Genomic DNA, 16,905 nt, shown 5'->3' on the forward strand with positions numbered 1-16,905 from the left:
AATAAAAGATTTTTTGAAGTATGGTTCACCAGCGTAAAAAAATTAGATGTTCAGAATGACTTTCGGCGTCCGGACGCATCCCGTGCATATGCCCCCAGTTCGCTGTTTTCAAGGATATCGCCGGTAAATACCGGGCCGTCACGGCATACCCTGAGTCCTGTGGGATCAATACAGCATGAGCCGCAGATTCCTACTCCGCATTTCATGTAGCGATGAAGACTAAACTGCCCTTTCTCCGGGCATCCGGCGTCAATGAGGATGGCAAGCACCGCCTTCATCATGACTTCCGGACCGCAGACACAGATAGTGTCGTACATTGCCGGGTCAGCAGTGCGCAACAGATCTGTCACAAATCCGTGATGCCCGTATGTGCCGTCATCTGTTGCACACTGGAGATTGGTGCATCGGGAGAGTTCTTCGCGGTAGAGCAGATCTGCTGCTGTGCGTGCTCCGAGGATGAAGTCATCTGCCGCACCGGATGTGGCAAGCAGGCGCAGAGGTACTGCCCCGACACCACCTCCAACAGCAAGTGTTTTTCCGGTGGGAGAAAATCCGTTTCCGAGTGGCCCTTTGATACCGATCTCGTCTCCCCGGCTGAGTGTAAAGAGGGTTTCTGTGGCGTCCCCCACCTTCTGCACGGTAATAGCATTCTGTGCGCAAAATCCCATGGGTATCTCATCGGTGCCGGGCACCCAGACCATGCAGAAATGGCCGGGTTCTGCCGGGAACCGTCTGGAGAAGACAAATGTCCTGATGGATGGTGACTCTTCGATAATGTCCGTGATTGTCACCGGGACAGAGGGAATTTCATGCATGGGCGCACCCCACAATATTTTCCGGACATTCGCCGCCGTCCTGCCGATAGAGATTCTCAGAAATCTGTCGGAATATCGCCACATCGTCCACGACTGCACTGCCGATCTCCACTGCCGATGCACCGGCCATCATCATCTCCACTACATTGTCGGCACTTGATACGCCGCCGCACCCGATGATGGGTATCTCACAGGATTCATACAGTTCCCAGACACACCGGACAGCCACCGGGAAGATGGCAGGGCCGGAGAGTCCGCCCATGCCGTTCCCCAGCATCGGACGTCGGAAATGTGTTGATATCCGCATCGCCTTCACTGTGTTCACTGCCACAATGGCGTCTGCTCCGCCGCGCTCTGCTGCAAGACCTATCTCGGTGATGTCGGTTACATTCGGGGTAAGTTTTACCCATACCGGGAGGCCAGTATGTTTGGCCATCCGCGTGCACTGTTCAACCATGTCCGGGTCCGCCCCGACTGCCGCACCATATCCTTCTGCATGCGGGCAGGAGAGGTTTAGCTCAAGAGCCTGCACGCGGCCTGCAAACCAGTCTGCCACTTCCCCGAACTCCTCCGGCGTGCCGCCGAAAATGGATGCGATGACCGGTTTCCCGCGAAGCCCGTCAAGTTCCCCGGTAAACTCTTTGGACGGGTTGGGAAGACCCATTGCGTTCATCACAGCGCCGTCCAGAACTGCCACACAGGGGCCGTGATGTCCTTCTTTTGGTTCGGGGCCGATTGATTTCGTAACCACACCGCCCGCTCCTGATTGAAGCATCCGTGCAAGGGATGCTCCGGTTGTTCCCAGCACGCCTGCTGCAAGAATGCAGTGGTTCTGCAGCCTGACGCCGCCCACTGTTACATCGCCCGGAATTAGTGTCACCATCTGGTTAAAAATTGTAGTTATTTATTATTAGCATACCCATAACTGATCCATGACCAGCCTCTCGGTGATGGGTGTCGGAAAGATTGGTGGTGAGGTGGCGTATCTCGCTTCAGTGCTGGGGATCGCAGATGAGATATGTCTCTATGATATCGATACTGCACTCTCCCGTGCACAGATGCTTGACATTCTCCACACCGGTATTGACCTCTCCATCTCAACGGATCCGGAAGATATCAGCGGGGCTGATATTGCGGTATTTTCAGCAGGTATGGGACGGACACCTGATGTCAGGACACGTGCTGACCTGCTTATGGTAAACCTTCCCGCAGTAAATGAATGTGCAGCATTTCTGGAAGATTATTCCGGTGTCCTTATCACAATTACAAATCCGATGGATGCGAATAATTATTACTTTCATCATCACTGTGGAATTCCCCGCGAACGATGTATTGGATTTGGGGGTCAGCTTGATACAGCCCGATTTGGGGGTTACCTGACAGAATATGGGATTTTGGGTGATGCCTGGGTGCTCGGCGAGCATGGTGAGCATCAGGTGCCGCTCTTCTCGTGTCTGTCGGAGGATGTGCCGGAAGGGACACGTAATGAAATTCTGGGAAAGATGCGCCGCTCAAGTATGGAAGTGATCCGGGGCAAGGGAGGAACCGTATTCGGGCCTGCCTGGCATATCGCAAATCTTGTCCGTATCGTGGCCGAGGATGCCCATGCTGTCGTGCCGGTGTCCTGCATTCTGAATGGTGAATATGGGGTTTCCGGGTGTTCTCTTGGTATACCCGCACGTATCGGGCGCAGGGGTATCGAAGAGATCATTGAATGGAAACTGGATGAATGGGAACAGGCACACTTTATGGAGGCAGCGGCTGCATCCTGTGCACTCTGTAGACGGGCTGATGAATAACAATGGATAACAAAGAAGAACTCAGCCTTGCGATAAACCAGGTTGAGTATGCAAACACCCCGGACGGGCCGGTTGTCTATATCTTTGGGCGGGATCCCTCCGGTACTGCCCACCAGATCGAGGTGACCGGGTTTCGCCCCTATTTCTACGCTTCTCAGGAAAAGGCCGATTCCCTCCCCCCGCATCCTAAAACAGAGGTTGATACCACCGTTTCCTATACCTCTATACGTGGAGAGGCGCTCCGGAAGATTTACACCCGGTCACCGGGTGACGTGCGCGATGTTCGTGATTATTATGAACCGCATTATGAAGCAGATATCCCCTTTGCAACACGGTACCTGATTGACCGGGGGCTGACCGGGGGAGCCATCGTCTCCGGCATACCCGCAGATTACCGGGATGTGATATCTGCGGATTACCGGGATATCATATCTGCAGAGGTGGATGCACCGGCACGGGTATGTATGATGGATATTGAGTGTGAGGATGAACGCGGATTCCCGGAACCAGGTAGGGATGCCATTGTCTGCATCACCTGTCATGACTCATTCGATGATGCTTATGTAACGCTCTACCTGCAGCCCCCGGGAAAGGCAGAACATCCGGAACCGATTCCGGTCTGCCCAAACCATCAGGTAATCACCTATTCATCAGAACGTGCCCTTCTGAGGGGGCTTGGGGCATATATCCGTGAGACCGATCCGGATATCCTGTCCGGCTGGAACTTCGTTGATTTTGATATCAGTTATATCACAAAACGCATGGAGGCCCTTGGCCTTGAGCCCGATTCTCTGTCGCGGATACCCGGCGCCGGTGCCCGAAACCCGCTTCGCGGAAGGGCCCTCTTCGACCTTTTGACAGGATACCGAAAGATGCAGAGTTCACGCAAGGAGTCATACCGGCTGGACGCTATCGGGGAAGAAGAGCTTGGGGAAGGCAAGGTGCGCTACACTGGCACCCTGAGTGATCTCTGGCGGGATAACCCGCAGGATCTGGTGGCATATAATGTGCGTGATGTGGAACTCTGTGTGGGAATTGATGCAAAAAGTACAATCATTGGGTTCTACCGTGAAATTGCCCGCTATGTGGGCTGTCCTCTGGACCGGACACTGAACTCTTCGAATGTGATCGATATCTTTGTTCTCCGCAAGGCATCCGGCAGATATGTACTTCCCTCCAAGGGATTTGCATCAGGTGATGAATTTGAGGGTGCGACGGTCTTTGACCCGTCACGGGGGGTGAAGGAGAATGTTGTAGTGCTTGACCTGAAGTCCCTGTACCCTATGTGCATGATGACCATCAATGCCTCTATGGAGACAAAGGATCCGGAAGGAGAGCTCCGTGCACCAAATGGAATCCGGTTCAAAAAATCGCCGGACGGGCTGACACGCAGTATCATTGCAGACCTTCTGGGCGAGCGGGATGAAAAGAAGGCACTGCGCAATACCTTTGATTATGGATCTCCCGAGTATCAGCTCTATGATATCCAGCAAAACGTTCTCAAAGTAATTATGAACACCTATTATGGTGTCTCGGGGTATGCACGGTTCCGCCTGTATGACCGGGAGATTGGGTCTGCTGTAACTTCGGTCGGGCGGGCTATAATTGCACACACCCGTGATGTGATAACAGGCATGGGATATAGTGTGCTCTATGGGGATACGGATTCCTGCATGATAGAGCTCCCGGTGGCGGACGCCGAAGAAACCATTGGAATGGCACGGGCGATTGAAGCGCGTCTCAACGAGAGCTATGGTGATTTTGCATGTGAGGTGCTCGGGGCTGAAACGCATTATTTCTCCATCAAATTTGAGAAGATATACCGGCGGTTCTTCCAGGCAGGAAAGAAAAAGCGGTATGCAGGGCATCTGGTCTGGAAAGAGGGGAAAGAGGTCGACAAGATTGATATCGTCGGCTTTGAGATGAAGCGCTCGGACTCGTCCCAGGTGACAAAAGAGGTCCAGCAGCATGTGATGGAACTCATTCTCCGTGGCTCGGGCAGGGCTGCAGTGAAATCATATCTTGGTGATGTGATCAAAAAATACCGGAAAGGAAATTATTCTCTTGAGGAGATTGGCATTCCCGGAGGCATCAACAAATCCCTTGACAGTTACAAGAACAAGGATGCACATGTCAGGGGGGCTGAATATTCCAACAAATATCTGGGAACCGGGTTTGTATCCGGGAGTAAGCCCAAACGGGTATACATCAGGAATGTGACGGGAAAATACCCTAAGACCGATGTGGTGTGCTTTGAGTATGCGGATCAGATCCCCCCGGAATTTGAGATCGACCTCGAAAAGATGCTTGATCGGTCGGTTGAACAGCCGATATCACGTATCATTGAAGCTGTCGGGTGGACGTGGCAGGAGATGGATCCGTCACATACAACTCTCGCGGACTTCTTCTGATACCCGGAGTTTGTGGTTAAAATCCACTGTCCATACATTGATCTGGTTTCAATCGTGGAAATCTCCGTTCGGGGAATGTATTGGGGGGTACCTCTGGTGGCCATTTTATCTATTCCTGTTTTTTGGAGAAATATACAGCATCCACAGGATGATTAGGTAGATGAGTTCATCTGTAGCGACTGCACCGGGGAATATGTATCTTCTGTTTTCTCATGCAAGGGTAATTGCAGCGAAGAATACTGAAATATCTTTTAAGGAGGTTTAACACTCGGTGCCTTAGCATACCCGTGTGTCCGGGAGGATTTTACCATCACCGATGGCATGAGATGTTCAAAAAAGAATATTTATAGATTTGTATGAATGTTTTGGTGGTATCTTTTCTATATCAGGCAATGTTTCGAGGTGCCACGTCTATGGCATAGTATTGTGCATTGACATGGTGAAAGAGAAGATATTCTAACCTGATGGAGTCCCTGGATTGTGCTTTTTCTGCTGTAATAATTTAGCTCTCACCTCCTGCGACAGATTACAGTCATGCAGAACTACTATAATCGTTCAGGTGAGTGCATATGTATTCTCAATAGTTTATTGAGCTACCGTTACCTTTAATATGGGTGGTCTATTCAGCCCCCGCAATAGTGTTATAGCTGAAGCAGGCAGAGATCAATAAGGCCCTGGGCCCAGATCACAGCCGCTTCCCTGTTACGGTAATCCCCTGGTTTTGCACCAATGATCTTCATTACTGCCTTATCTTTGAAGGAAAGGTGCTCCTCTGATATTTTGCCCGCAAAGTATCCAATGTCTCTAAGTTCGATATGTTCCAGTATCTGGTCAAAAGCAGCAGACGCAGCCTGTTTTTTTTCCGGAGAAATATCCAGCAGAGAGTACCCTGAGAGAAAGCCGATCACCGGAATTTCATGTAGCATATTCTTGTGAAGGCTGACGAATGCAACCAGTTCCGGTAGTACTTTGCCATAATATATCGGGCTCCCGATGATCACAGCACTATAGCCTGTTATATCGAATACGTCCTTCACGTTTCGTACATCTACTTCACGACCCTGCTTGCGCAGACCTTCTGCGATTGCCGTGGCAATTCCTTCTGTTGCACCGTATTTGGTGGCGTATATGACAAGTATCCGATTGTTCATGGTAGTTTATCTCTTTCGGTGGCTGTATCAACTGGTCTCTGGTGTGTTAACTGAAAGACGTCTGAAGATATGAATTGTATATCGTTTCTCTTTAAGAAACCTCCTTTTTTATATGGAATTATTATTTTCAAGAATAGCTGATGCAATTTCCCGGGCCCAGGTCCTGATTGCCTCATGATCCCTGAAATCTCCGACCGGAGGGTGCACCATATCGGCAATCTGTGCATCAGCCTCTATGAGGACGGACGGGTCGAGAGATCCCGCAAATACTTTTTTTACCGCAGGCTTTACATAATCTTTCATTTCATCAATAGCGGCAATGAGTGTCCGTTCTGCTTCTTCTCCGGGTGGACAGCATGAGACGCCATCGACAAATATTGCGACCCATTTTTCTGCTAAAAACTGCATATATTTCTGGCAGAAATCCCGTGCTTCAATGAGCATTTTTCCCATATATACCGGACTTCCGATAATGACTGCATCGTAGGTATCGATAGATCCGGTCTCCATTACATTGATGAGATCACTTTCAATGCCATTTTCTGTTAGAATGTCCTGTATTTCTTCTGCGATCTCCTTCGTAGTCCCATATTTTGTCGCATATGCAATGAGTGTACGAGTTCCTGTCATAATTATCCATGTATGGATTCTCCTGCATTAATCACTATTGATAGAATCCGGAGAGGGATTTATGTAAAATTGATGGTAATGGACATTATGGTGAGATACTCAATGAATAAAATCAATCTGATGTCAATAATTCTCATCTCTATTGGTATTATTTGCTGGTGTGTGATACCGGTATCCGCTCTGTCATCTGCAGTAATAGGAGAGACCGTTCATCTCTCCGGAAAGGGAGGGGGATATGATGATATGTATCTCTTCCTGACAGGCCCCAATCTTGAACCCGGTGGCGTCAGGCTGGACAGTGTCACAAGTCCGGTGGTATCAGGCACTGCTGCGTCTTTCACCCATGCACCTGTCAGAAGCGGGGTGTGGGAGTATGTTTGGGACACCGGCAGGACAGGGGGTACGCTGGATCCCGGTACCTATCTGGTATGGGCAGTGCCGGAGCCCCTTGACCGTTATGACCTCCAGGGCACATCTTATGCGACCATAAACATCCGTCTGACAAATCCTGGACTGACAGCAGAGATATCCGGGGATTTTGGCAATGGGTCGCCTGAAGAGACCGTTAAAGTGACTGCAGAAGAGACCGGAGAGGAGATTACTTCGGTTAGCAGTACGGAACCTTCCGGAGACGAAGAAATATCTGGTACTATGGATCGTGAAGCAAATGGGGTAGAGGACATCTCCGAGGATGCACTGCCTCAACCCACTACTGCAGGGTCTTTCCCGTATCCGTTTGTCTGTGCCGCAGGTATTGGAATTTTTTTCCTGCAGATAATGGGAATCAGAATAAAATTGTAGATTATATATGGGGATTTCAGTCCCCGTTCTTTTTTAGCTTGATACCATTTACTTCACAGGAAGCACCGCACCCGTTTGTTGTCCCGTTATCAATGATACGATAGGCATCTGCGAGAACTGCCGCCTGTGCAAGTGATCCGGCAATGAGGACAACTTCCAGGATTTCATCTTTGGTTGCCCCTTTTTTAAGGGCGGAACTCATGTGGTATTCAACACAATGGTTGCAGTTCAGTGCAGCACCAACTGCAATACTAATCAGTTCAATCATCTTTGGATCGATAGATGATGTCTCAAAAATTGTATCCTTATACATCAGGTGCGAAAGAAGGACTTCGGGTTTTTTAGCCATCTTCTGATAGATGAGAGGGACACTTCCGTATTCATCTTTTATGCCCTCCAGCCAGTCTTTTGATGCTGTCTCTGTTCCACGTTTCAGAATTTCCTGAAGTGTGCCCTCAAAATCCACAATATGCGCCATTAATGTATCTTCCAAATGTTTGTCAGAAAAAAGGGAAATAATTTCTTATTTAGACCATTATTTTCGTCTCTGAAAATGGCCGTATACGGATAAGGATATAATCACGCATACGGGAAGGGAGAATGTGGGTAATGTCACCAATTTTAACACCGTTTTCAATTTCAATTGCAGCAATTGAATCTGCATAGGCATCATACGGCAGTTTAACGCGGAGTGCACGTATCTGGACCGTGATGGGTGTAGGATGGGTTGACCGGTCGGTTATATCCATTGCATCATCAAGGACTGCCATCAGACGTGCCGGATTCACAGAAAGAGGATCTTTTGCAACGTCTTCACGCTTTTGAGAAAGAACTGACGATACCTCATCAACGAGTGCATCGAGACGGTCGATTTCGCCCTCCTGCCGTTTCATCCGGTGGCCGATTCTTCCGATTCCGCCAACGTATCCGTCAACAGGGGGATCAATAATGCGCTGCAGTGCCTCTGTGGAAGGCCGTCCGGTGAGAATGATGGGCACATTTATTCCCCTGCGCAGAGCAGGCATTTTATACTCTATGCAGGATTCAAAGTTGCCGAGCATCATCACTGCACAGTCATGCTCATTGATGATGTCACGTTCTTCGATATTCAGGTTTGCAATCCGTTTACCAAAACCACGGGCAAGGCCAATCATATTGGTCTTCGCCCCGGCGCTTCTGAGATATTCTGCTACATCACATGAGGTATGGGGCAGGTGATGGATCTCAAGACTGGGGCTGATGACAGCAATTTCGGTCCCTACAAGGGGAGCCTCAAACACCTCGCCTGCCAGAGGACGACTGATTTTCCGTATCAGTTCAATATCGTCTTTTGGCACGAGGGACTGTAGCACCACTTCCTGGGCAAGCATGTGTTTCTGAACGATATATCCTCCAAGGTCATCAATAAGGTCAATGACAATGTCGTGGCGGTATACTCCTCCTTTGTAGGTGATAGGAACAAGGACGGTCATGCTGTCACCCCCACCAGAGCAAATTTCTCCTTTAGAAGTGTTTCAATGACCTCTTCATCCAGCGTGTTCTCGCTTGCCACATAGCTGAAGAGCCCTTCTCCGACAGTCTGGCGTCGGACCTTGAATCCTTCGGGAGCAATCCACTGGAGTGCATAGATGATGTCATGGAACATCCCCTCGCTCGGGTCAACAATAACTATCTCCTCAATCGCACGGGGGTCCAGATTCGGCACGCGGATCTTTACTGTGAACCGGTCGGGCTGGGTGATTAGATCACGTCCATAGGTGTCCCAGAGGATGGACAGCATCGGTGAGAGATAGGTCTCGGAGCCGATGTCCAGCACAATTCCTTCATCAGTTTTCAGGGCACTTGCAACGTCATGGATATGCACAAGTCCAGGCATCTTTTTGATAATTCCTACTGCAAGAAAGAGCGGTGTTTCCAGGTCTATGTAGATGTGAAGTCTGCCAATGGACTGGTTCAGGTTGAGATCCGAGAGAATGTCATCTGCAATCTGGCGGTATGTTTCAGCACCCACTGATTCCGTGCATTCCACAACAAAGTACTCAAGCCCTTTCATGGCAGTCACTTCTCCTCAATAAATCCTGATGCAAGGAGGGCCGACCCGACCGAACCGATATACTGCGAATGGTGTGGCACCAGAATATCTGTCTGGAGCAGATCACCCATCTCATGGACCAGGCCCTCGATAAGTGAGGTGCCGCCGACCATGATCACCGGCTCTTTAATGTCAACTTCCTGGAGCTGCTGCTCAAAGACTTGTTCTGCGACACTGCGGCATGCAGCTGCGGCTACATCTTCTTTGGAGTTCCCTTCTGCCAGTGCATTGACGAGACTTTGTGTCCCGAATACGATACAGTAACTGTTCATGGGGACGGTCTTTGATATGCCTTTCATAGCAATCGGGCCAAGTTCGGTGATGTCCACGCCTATTCGTTTGGCGGTCATCTCAAGGAACCGTCCGGACGCGCCGGCACAGATGCCACCCATGGTGAACGTGCCGGGGATACCGTCCTGGACAGAAATTGCCTTGTTGTCCATACCCCCGATATCAATCACTGTCGCTTCGCCATGCTGCCGGTCAGCCAGATATACCGCACCCTTGGAATTAACGGTCAGTTCTTCCTGAATAAGGTCGGCTCCGATCTTGTCTCCGATCAGGTGCCTGCCATATCCGGTGGTGCCAATGGCCTCAATGTCTCCCATTTCAAGACCTGCCTCCTTCAGAGCCGCCTCAATAACACCATTTGCGCTGTTTATCACTTCGGTGGTGGGCATCCAGCCGGTACCAATTATCTCATTGTTCCGCATGATGACCGCTTTTGTTGTCGCAGACCCTGAGTCAATACCCATCGTCGTCCCTTTCTGCTTTTCACGGGCAAGAAGTGCCCGTCTGCGGGCGATGGTGGTGAGCGCTTCCATCCGGGTGAGGAGTGTCCCTGATGTGGTGCGTTCGGTAAAGGAATAACTCACGACCGGGAGGTCTGAGTGTTCATGGATGTAGCGCCGCAGTTCATTGCGGACAATTGCTGCTTCCGCACAGCGGAAACAGGTGGCAATAAAGACTGCATCAGCCTCTACATTTCCCTCAACGAGTGCCATGGCACGGGCAATGGCAAGTTTCAAATCTCCTGACCGTGCTTCAAGACCGAATGCATCATACGACCGGCGGATATCGGCAAGGGTCACATCCGGAAAGAACATCTCGGCATTGACCGCCTCTGCTGCATCATAGATCTCCTTTTGCACACCACTGTGTTCTGGTCCACAGGAGAGTTGCGCTACGCGGACTGGTTGTTCACTCATTGTTCTCACCACCAAGTCCCGTAAGGAATTCCTTTATCTGTGTGACAAATGCGGTGCCTTCCTCTTCGCTATACGGGTATTTGATATCCAGGACGGGCAGTCCTTCCTGCTGGCGCACCATGTACATCACCAGTTCATTCGTGCGGGCACACCCCATGCACCCAAAGGAGAGGTCTGCATCATTGATGATGATTGCGGCATCGGCTTCTTCAATAAGAGGGCCGTAGATAGACATCCTTCCGCGGACTCCGCAGGGGACCTCTACTGCGGCATATTTGAGTCCTTTTTTCGGGTCTTCCGGTGTCATCTGGAGAGGTGGCGAGTCAAGACTGGGAGTTTGGATCCGTTCCCGTATACTGGTCGCTGCCCCCAGTGCTTCATGGCCCCATCTCTCTACCATATCTGAGAGCACAAGGCTTGTTGCAGGGTAAATAAACACTTTTGCCATTCTGTTATGCCTCCTCGTTTCTGATAATCTCAACTAATTTTTCCAGGGGTAACTTTCCTTCATCCAGTTTCTTCTTCCCGAACCGTGGGAATTCTGGTGTGGTGTTCTTTTCGAGTTCTTCAAGGCCGTGAGAGACATACCGGAAGAGTCCGCTCTCAAATTCATGACCATAGTATCCCGGTCGTGCACCGCCAAGATTTGCACGGCACCGGCGTGTATCGCCGGGTGGGAATCCACGGTCTTTTACGAATATATGGGCCGGGTCAACCTTTCTCAGTTCAGTGATGAGTTTTTTCACGTTCTCCGGAGCGCCTGTTACCTGCAGTCCGAAACAGGTTTCTTTGATCATCAGACCGTCAGAGATTTCATACGCACGTATCGCAAGGGTCTGGGGTGTTACGTCCGGTGAATCTATGAATACATACTTTGTTACGGTACCAACGTATGTGGGGACATACTGGTCTCTGCTCATCGGGACACCTCCCGAATATAGACGGTGCTGCCTTCTTTCAGGGCAGCAAGTTTCTCCGGTTCACAGACGCGCCCAATTATATTTGTGCCTTCAAATGGTTCCGATGTTGGGCCAAACTCACTGTTTTCTGTGGTTCTGCATCCAACAAGGCCGGTAATTTTCCGAGAGTCATTGGTAATGGCAAGCATATTGGCAGGGACACTGTTTTCCGGCGTATTTTCCTTATTAATGTTTGTGCCTTTTTTTATCTGTGGCTGGAACAGCAGGACGTCATCAAATTTCATAAGAAGCGGCATTTCACCAATCTCATGCCATCTGAGACCGGTCACGGATCGGAATATGTAGCAGCTTCGGGGGGCCTCGGCATCAAAAAGTTCAACAGAGATGACCTGAGATGCCGGAATGGTGGTGACATATACTGTTTTTTTGGCAAGCACTTCCAGCGTGGTCTTCGGGGACTGTGAGATCACCACCCGTTCCCCTGTGGATTCATCTGTTTCAAGGGTAACTCCCCGTTTATCTGCAGTTTCCTGTGCGAGAGATAGTGCCATCCCGCAGAGATCAAACTGTGGTGGTTCCACATCAAAGAGGAATGTCTCGCCGTCACCTGCGATGCGTGCCAGTTCAATGCCATGCTCAACACTGGCAACGACCGTATGGTTCGGACTTCCGGCAATATCATCTGTGTATATGAATACCGAGCCCCGGTTTCTTCCTTTCACGCGGACAGTTACCGTGCCTTCAAACCGGGAGTGCGGAACACCTTCGTAGAATACTTCACTCTCACGCATGCGATCATCGCGGATATGGGTGCCTGAGGTCAGTGAGACTGTGTATCTACCCGTCCTGTAGGTGAGAAGGAGGTGCTCAACACTCTGTGCATGGGTAGTATCAATCTCTTCCTCCCGATACCCCGCCGCACGGGCCCGTGCATGGGTGATGATACTCATGCCGTCTTCCAGGATGAGATCCTGTTTGGTGGTTGTGAAGGCATTTGATGCATCCGCACTTCGGATAATCCGTTCCATCGAGATGATTGCATCCTTGGGCTTCCACTCTTCGAGGACTGACATCCCTGAAATGACTTTTCCAACAATACCTCCTTCTTTTGCAGCGCCATGGTCTGCAATATGGGGTGATTTGGAAAATATGAGGTACGATCTTTCTGCGTCATATCCCCCACACCCAAGGATAACGTCACCGCGTGCATAGCGGTGTGGGGATCGTTTTGGGATGATATCTGTCGGAAAAGGTCCAAATGCTGCCGCCTGTCGGTCGGCCCATTTCAAAATAAGTTTCTCTGGATGAGTACCGGTTTGAGAACCACCAGTGATAAATTTCTGAAAAACAGGAGGTGCTTCACCGAATATTTCGATGATTACCTCTCCCGCGGTGGTTGTTACGCGGATATTGCGCGTGGTTGCGGACTCTGTTTCCACAGGTCGTATAATCGCAACACTGCATTCCGGGGGATGGGTAGGGATAATATCCCCAAGTACCGCTCCATCCGGTACTTCCAGCCTCTCGTCATCGAGGCGGATCTCTGTCATTGTATTACTCCACTTAGACGTTTGCCATAATTTGTCGCTCTTTATCTGAAAGTTCCTGGAGCACCTCTGCAGTCGGTCCAATCTTCACGATTTTTCCGCCTCTCATGAGAATACACCTGTCGCAGATATCGCGTACAAATTCCATGTCGTGGGAGACTACAATAAATGTTTCATCTATTTCTTCACGTGCTGTCACAATAGAGTGCTTTACGTCAATCTTGGTGATGGGGTCCATGGTTCCGGTTGGTTCATCGAGAATGACAATTCTGGGCTCTTTGATAAGCACCTGAGCAAGGGCAACCCGATGTTTTTCACCTTCTGAGAGTTGATCCGGACGACGGTTGAGAATGCCTTTTGCCTTCTCTTCGGTGAATCCGGCCATCTTCAGAGTGATGATTGCCTTGCGCATGGCAAGTTCCTTAGGGAATTCAAGACCGATGGAGTCGGTAAGGTTGTCAAGAATACTCCGGTGAGGATAGAGATCATACTCCTGGTGGAGAAGGCCAATGTATTTTTTGGCCCGGCCCCGCTGTTCTATACCAGGCTTTGTCATGTCCACGCATTCATCACCGATACGGATATTCATATCACCGGCAGTCGGTTCGATAATCCCTGCAATCATCTTGGAAAGGGTAGTTTTCCCTGCACCCGATGTTCCGATAATTCCGAAAATTTCACGTTCTGCGACAGAAAACGAAACTCCGTCGACTGCCTTGATCATACCCCTGTCAACTGAGAGGTATCGTTTGGCAATATCACGTGAAGTGAGAATCCGCTCTCCCAGCTCTGTTGCTTTGTATCCACTGTCTTCATGGGCATTTTCCATAAAGGTGTCAATGATACGGGAGGGTTCACCTATGGCCTTAATTTCACCTTCTTCCAGAAGCATTGCACGGTTGCAGGTGTCAACAATAACTTCGGGGAAATGTGATGATACAACCATTGCCATGTTGTTATTAACTGCAGAATTGTGCAGCATCTCATGGACAATGGATGCAATACGGGGGTCAAGGGTTCCTGTCGGTTCATCAGCACAGAGGAGGAATGGATCCTTGGCAAGTTGTCGGGCAAGCACAACACGCTGTTTCTCTCCGCCGGAAAGATCACGTGCGATATGCATCATCCGGTGAGAGAGGCGAACTTCATCAAGAAGATCTGCAGCGCGGTTGACTGCCTTTTCACTCGGATATTTGATATCGGATAGTGCATGGAGAACATTTTCGATAACGCGGTCATCACCATACAGAGCAAACGTCCGCTGGAACATGATGGCAGTCCGGACCATGACACTGCGTTTCTTCTGTTCATTCTCATCTGCCCACAAATCGATATCTTCGGCGACCATCTCTCCGCCGCATTTCGCACATGCACTGCCCTCTTTACTTCTGAGGTCAACATATCCGCATTTGCTGCAGGTCGAGATATGGTAGATAATTTTGCCCGTTGTTGGCGGCGTATCCACACCACGGATGAGATGCATCAGCACCGTCTTCCCAGCCCCGCTTCGTCCGATGATACCGAGGATCTCACCCTCTGCTAATTGAAAATTGATATTGTTGAGGACGGTATTTCCATCAAATTCCATGGAGAGGTCTTCAACTGTTAGTAGAGGCACCATAATTTCCGTTCACAGTATCATTTTTTGGTGGTTTAAAAGTTATTATTCTATCATAATATTGCGCATACGTGTAATTAATTATTGAAGACGGTCAATGATATCCACAACCTGATGCACGGAAGTGATGGTGAAATCAGCCGCTTTCATCAGTGGTTCCGGTTTATCTGCGTTTTGCTGCAGTGAAAGAATTGCAAAATCCGCTTTTTTCATGGCCCGCAGATCATTAATTCCGTCTCCTACCATCACAACCGTGTCATATTCACGCTTCAGATCTTCAACAACCTGTTCTTTGATGGCAGGGGTTGCAACTCCATGCGTGTTGTCCTGCGGCACACCGAGATAATCGGCCATCCGCATGAGTTTTTTTGTTCTGTCTCCGGACGCGATGTATGTGCCGATACCACGCGTCTGAAGATCCTGTATTGTCTCACGCGCACGGGAAAAGGGTCGTCCTCCTGCAGTAATCACGTATTCAATACCGCCGAGATTGCCATTGAGCATTACTCCGGAGTTGAGGGCAACCACGGTCTCTTTCTTGCATGTCTCCCAGACAGTCCTGATGCATCCCTGCAGGTCACCGATGGTAGCGTGGGTATCGTTGTAGAGGAGGTTACGGATATAATCGGCTGTGACTGCCTTGCAGGTACACGAAATCCCAAAATTTATGTTTTTCTCTCTCAGATATTCGGAAAGAAGGCGCGTAGGTTCTTCATCGATAATATCACGTGAATGGACATAGAGGAGAACAAGGGCACGTTCTTTACAGGAGGCAGTAAGGGTGATAGTCTCTACATTCTCATGGACGGTGCCGTCTGTAACATCCTTCAGTACACGGTATGTACGCAGAAGGGTGCCTGCACTGTCAAAGACAACCGCTGTTGTCAATTATGTTCACCTGCAAACAGTCGCATTAATACTGGTTGGTGTAATTGAAGTAAATGAATACGATGGTTCTCACAAAGACTGCAGATGACATCTCCTCCATGCGGGTACGCGGAGCAGGGCGCATTGCCCGCACCGCTGCCCTAGCCCTTCAGGAATATGGGGCATCCCTTGAATGCAAAACGCTTGCAGCATTTGTTGATGAAATGCAAAATGCAGCAGAGATTCTTTGCAAAACACGTCCGACTGCTGTTTCTCTTCCCAATGCAGTTCGGTATGTGATGCAGGGCGTGCGTGGTGCAGGAACCCTTGAAGAGGCACAGCAGGCGCTGAATGACCGTGCTACAACATTTATCCATGACTCTCAGGAAGCTGTACAAAAGATTGCCGACATTGCCGCCCGGCAGTTCCCTGATGATGCTGTCATTATGACGCACTGTAACTCTCAGGTGGCAATAGCCTGTATTGTTCGTGCTCATGAACAAGGCCGGGTCCGTGAGGTATATGCAACAGAGGTGCGCCCGCGCAATCAGGGATATATCACAATTCAGATGCTCTCGGATGCAGGTGTTCCCGTCAACTTTATTGTTGATTCTGCCGCGCGGTCATTTATGCCGAAGGTTGATCTGGTTATTACGGGGACGGATGCCGTCACGGCAAATGGTGCGGTGGTGAATAAAATCGGGACTTCACAGATTGCACTCTGTGCCCATGAAGCAAGAAAACCGTTTATCGTTGCTGCTGAGACCTACAAATTTGCACCCCGTACTATTCTGGGTGAACGGATACCAATTGAAGAGCGTCCGGCTGAAGAGGTGACAGGAAGCGGGCGGCAGCTTCCTCCCGGTGTTACGGTGAAAAATCCTGCATTTGATGTGACACCGCCTGCTTATGTAGATCTTATCATTACAGAGATTGGTGCATTTGCCCCGTCATATGCTCCGGTTGTAATTCGTGACCACCTTGGGTGGGATATCAGTGAATTCCAAAAGGAATATGCCTTTACTCACCAGTATGGAGAATGAGAG

General features: G+C 49.8%; 17 protein-coding genes. 4 read left to right on the forward strand and 13 right to left on the reverse strand.

What is annotated here, in order from left to right; all coding sequences use genetic code 11:
• Nucleotides 1-50 precede the first annotated feature (50 nt).
• Nucleotides 51-815 carry a dihydroorotate dehydrogenase electron transfer subunit gene (locus OU421_RS09445; RefSeq protein WP_268185850.1) on the reverse strand — a complete coding sequence of 255 codons (765 nt, stop codon included), beginning with the start codon at nt 813-815 and terminating at the stop codon, nt 51-53.
• Complete coding sequence (locus tag OU421_RS09450; RefSeq protein WP_268185851.1) at nt 808-1,698, reverse strand: dihydroorotate dehydrogenase; 891 nt, start codon at nt 1,696-1,698, stop codon at nt 808-810. The genes OU421_RS09445 and OU421_RS09450 overlap by 8 nt, the downstream gene beginning before the upstream one ends.
• A gap of 49 nt (nt 1,699-1,747) precedes the next feature.
• Between OU421_RS09450 and OU421_RS09455 the strand changes: the two genes are divergently transcribed.
• Entirely contained in the window at nt 1,748-2,614 is an 867-nt protein-coding gene (locus tag OU421_RS09455) for a malate dehydrogenase (protein WP_268185852.1), read from the forward strand.
• A gap of 2 nt (nt 2,615-2,616) precedes the next feature.
• Nucleotides 2,617-5,025 carry a DNA-directed DNA polymerase gene (locus tag OU421_RS09460; protein WP_268185853.1) on the forward strand — a complete coding sequence of 803 codons (2,409 nt, stop codon included), beginning with the start codon at nt 2,617-2,619 and terminating at the stop codon, nt 5,023-5,025.
• Nucleotides 5,026-5,666: 641 nt separating this feature from the next.
• On the opposite strand, the gene OU421_RS09465 is transcribed toward OU421_RS09460, so the two are convergent.
• Nucleotides 5,667-6,176, reverse strand: coding sequence for a flavodoxin domain-containing protein (locus tag OU421_RS09465; RefSeq protein ID WP_268185854.1), 510 nt, complete (start codon nt 6,174-6,176; stop codon nt 5,667-5,669).
• 108 nt (nt 6,177-6,284) lie between these two features.
• Nucleotides 6,285-6,806, reverse strand: coding sequence for a flavodoxin domain-containing protein (locus tag OU421_RS09470; RefSeq protein WP_268185855.1), 522 nt, complete (start codon nt 6,804-6,806; stop codon nt 6,285-6,287).
• 102 nt (nt 6,807-6,908) lie between these two features.
• On the opposite strand from OU421_RS09470, the gene OU421_RS09475 reads away from it, so the two are divergent.
• Nucleotides 6,909-7,607, forward strand: coding sequence for a hypothetical protein (locus OU421_RS09475; protein ID WP_268185856.1), 699 nt, complete (start codon nt 6,909-6,911; stop codon nt 7,605-7,607).
• A gap of 16 nt (nt 7,608-7,623) precedes the next feature.
• Here OU421_RS09475 and OU421_RS09480 read toward each other — a convergent pair whose 3' ends face one another.
• The 9 genes from OU421_RS09480 to OU421_RS09520 form a co-directional block, all read right to left on the reverse strand.
• A complete protein-coding gene (locus tag OU421_RS09480) occupies nt 7,624-8,085 on the reverse strand; it encodes a carboxymuconolactone decarboxylase family protein (RefSeq protein WP_268185857.1) in 462 nt (153 codons plus the stop codon).
• Between the two features lie 49 nt (nt 8,086-8,134).
• Nucleotides 8,135-9,079 (reverse strand): methanogenesis marker 7 protein, encoded by a 945-nt coding sequence (locus tag OU421_RS09485; RefSeq protein WP_268185858.1) that lies wholly within the window; start codon nt 9,077-9,079, stop codon nt 8,135-8,137.
• Nucleotides 9,076-9,660: a methanogenesis marker 17 protein gene (locus OU421_RS09490; protein WP_268185859.1), complete on the reverse strand. Its 585-nt coding sequence runs from the start codon at nt 9,658-9,660 to the stop codon at nt 9,076-9,078. Before OU421_RS09490 ends, OU421_RS09485 begins: the two co-directional genes overlap by 4 nt.
• A 5-nt stretch (nt 9,661-9,665) precedes the next feature.
• Nucleotides 9,666-10,907: a methanogenesis marker 15 protein gene (locus OU421_RS09495; protein ID WP_268185860.1), complete on the reverse strand. Its 1,242-nt coding sequence runs from the start codon at nt 10,905-10,907 to the stop codon at nt 9,666-9,668.
• The gene (locus tag OU421_RS09500) at nt 10,900-11,355 is read right to left on the reverse strand and encodes a methanogenesis marker 5 protein (RefSeq protein WP_268185861.1); all 456 of its coding nucleotides are present in this window, start codon (nt 11,353-11,355) and stop codon (nt 10,900-10,902) included. The genes OU421_RS09495 and OU421_RS09500 overlap by 8 nt, the downstream gene beginning before the upstream one ends.
• A 4-nt stretch (nt 11,356-11,359) precedes the next feature.
• A complete protein-coding gene (locus OU421_RS09505; protein WP_268185862.1) occupies nt 11,360-11,827 on the reverse strand; it encodes a methanogenesis marker 6 protein in 468 nt (155 codons plus the stop codon).
• A complete protein-coding gene (gene mmp3 / locus OU421_RS09510) occupies nt 11,824-13,377 on the reverse strand; it encodes a methyl-coenzyme M reductase-associated protein Mmp3 (RefSeq protein WP_268185863.1) in 1,554 nt (517 codons plus the stop codon). The genes OU421_RS09505 and mmp3 overlap by 4 nt, the downstream gene beginning before the upstream one ends.
• A 13-nt stretch (nt 13,378-13,390) precedes the next feature.
• Nucleotides 13,391-14,995 (reverse strand): methyl coenzyme M reductase system, component A2, encoded by a 1,605-nt coding sequence (gene atwA, locus OU421_RS09515; protein WP_268185864.1) that lies wholly within the window; start codon nt 14,993-14,995, stop codon nt 13,391-13,393.
• Nucleotides 14,996-15,073: 78 nt separating this feature from the next.
• Nucleotides 15,074-15,880 (reverse strand): HAD family hydrolase, encoded by an 807-nt coding sequence (locus OU421_RS09520; protein ID WP_268185865.1) that lies wholly within the window; start codon nt 15,878-15,880, stop codon nt 15,074-15,076.
• Between the two features lie 53 nt (nt 15,881-15,933).
• Between OU421_RS09520 and OU421_RS09525 the strand changes: the two genes are divergently transcribed.
• Nucleotides 15,934-16,902 carry a ribose 1,5-bisphosphate isomerase gene (locus OU421_RS09525; protein WP_326493493.1) on the forward strand — a complete coding sequence of 323 codons (969 nt, stop codon included), beginning with the start codon at nt 15,934-15,936 and terminating at the stop codon, nt 16,900-16,902.
• The last annotated feature ends 3 nt before the right edge of the window (nt 16,903-16,905 follow it).

The sequence above is a fragment of the Methanogenium organophilum genome (genome assembly GCF_026684035.1).
GTDB classification, from domain to species: domain Archaea; phylum Halobacteriota; class Methanomicrobia; order Methanomicrobiales; family Methanomicrobiaceae; genus Methanogenium; species Methanogenium organophilum.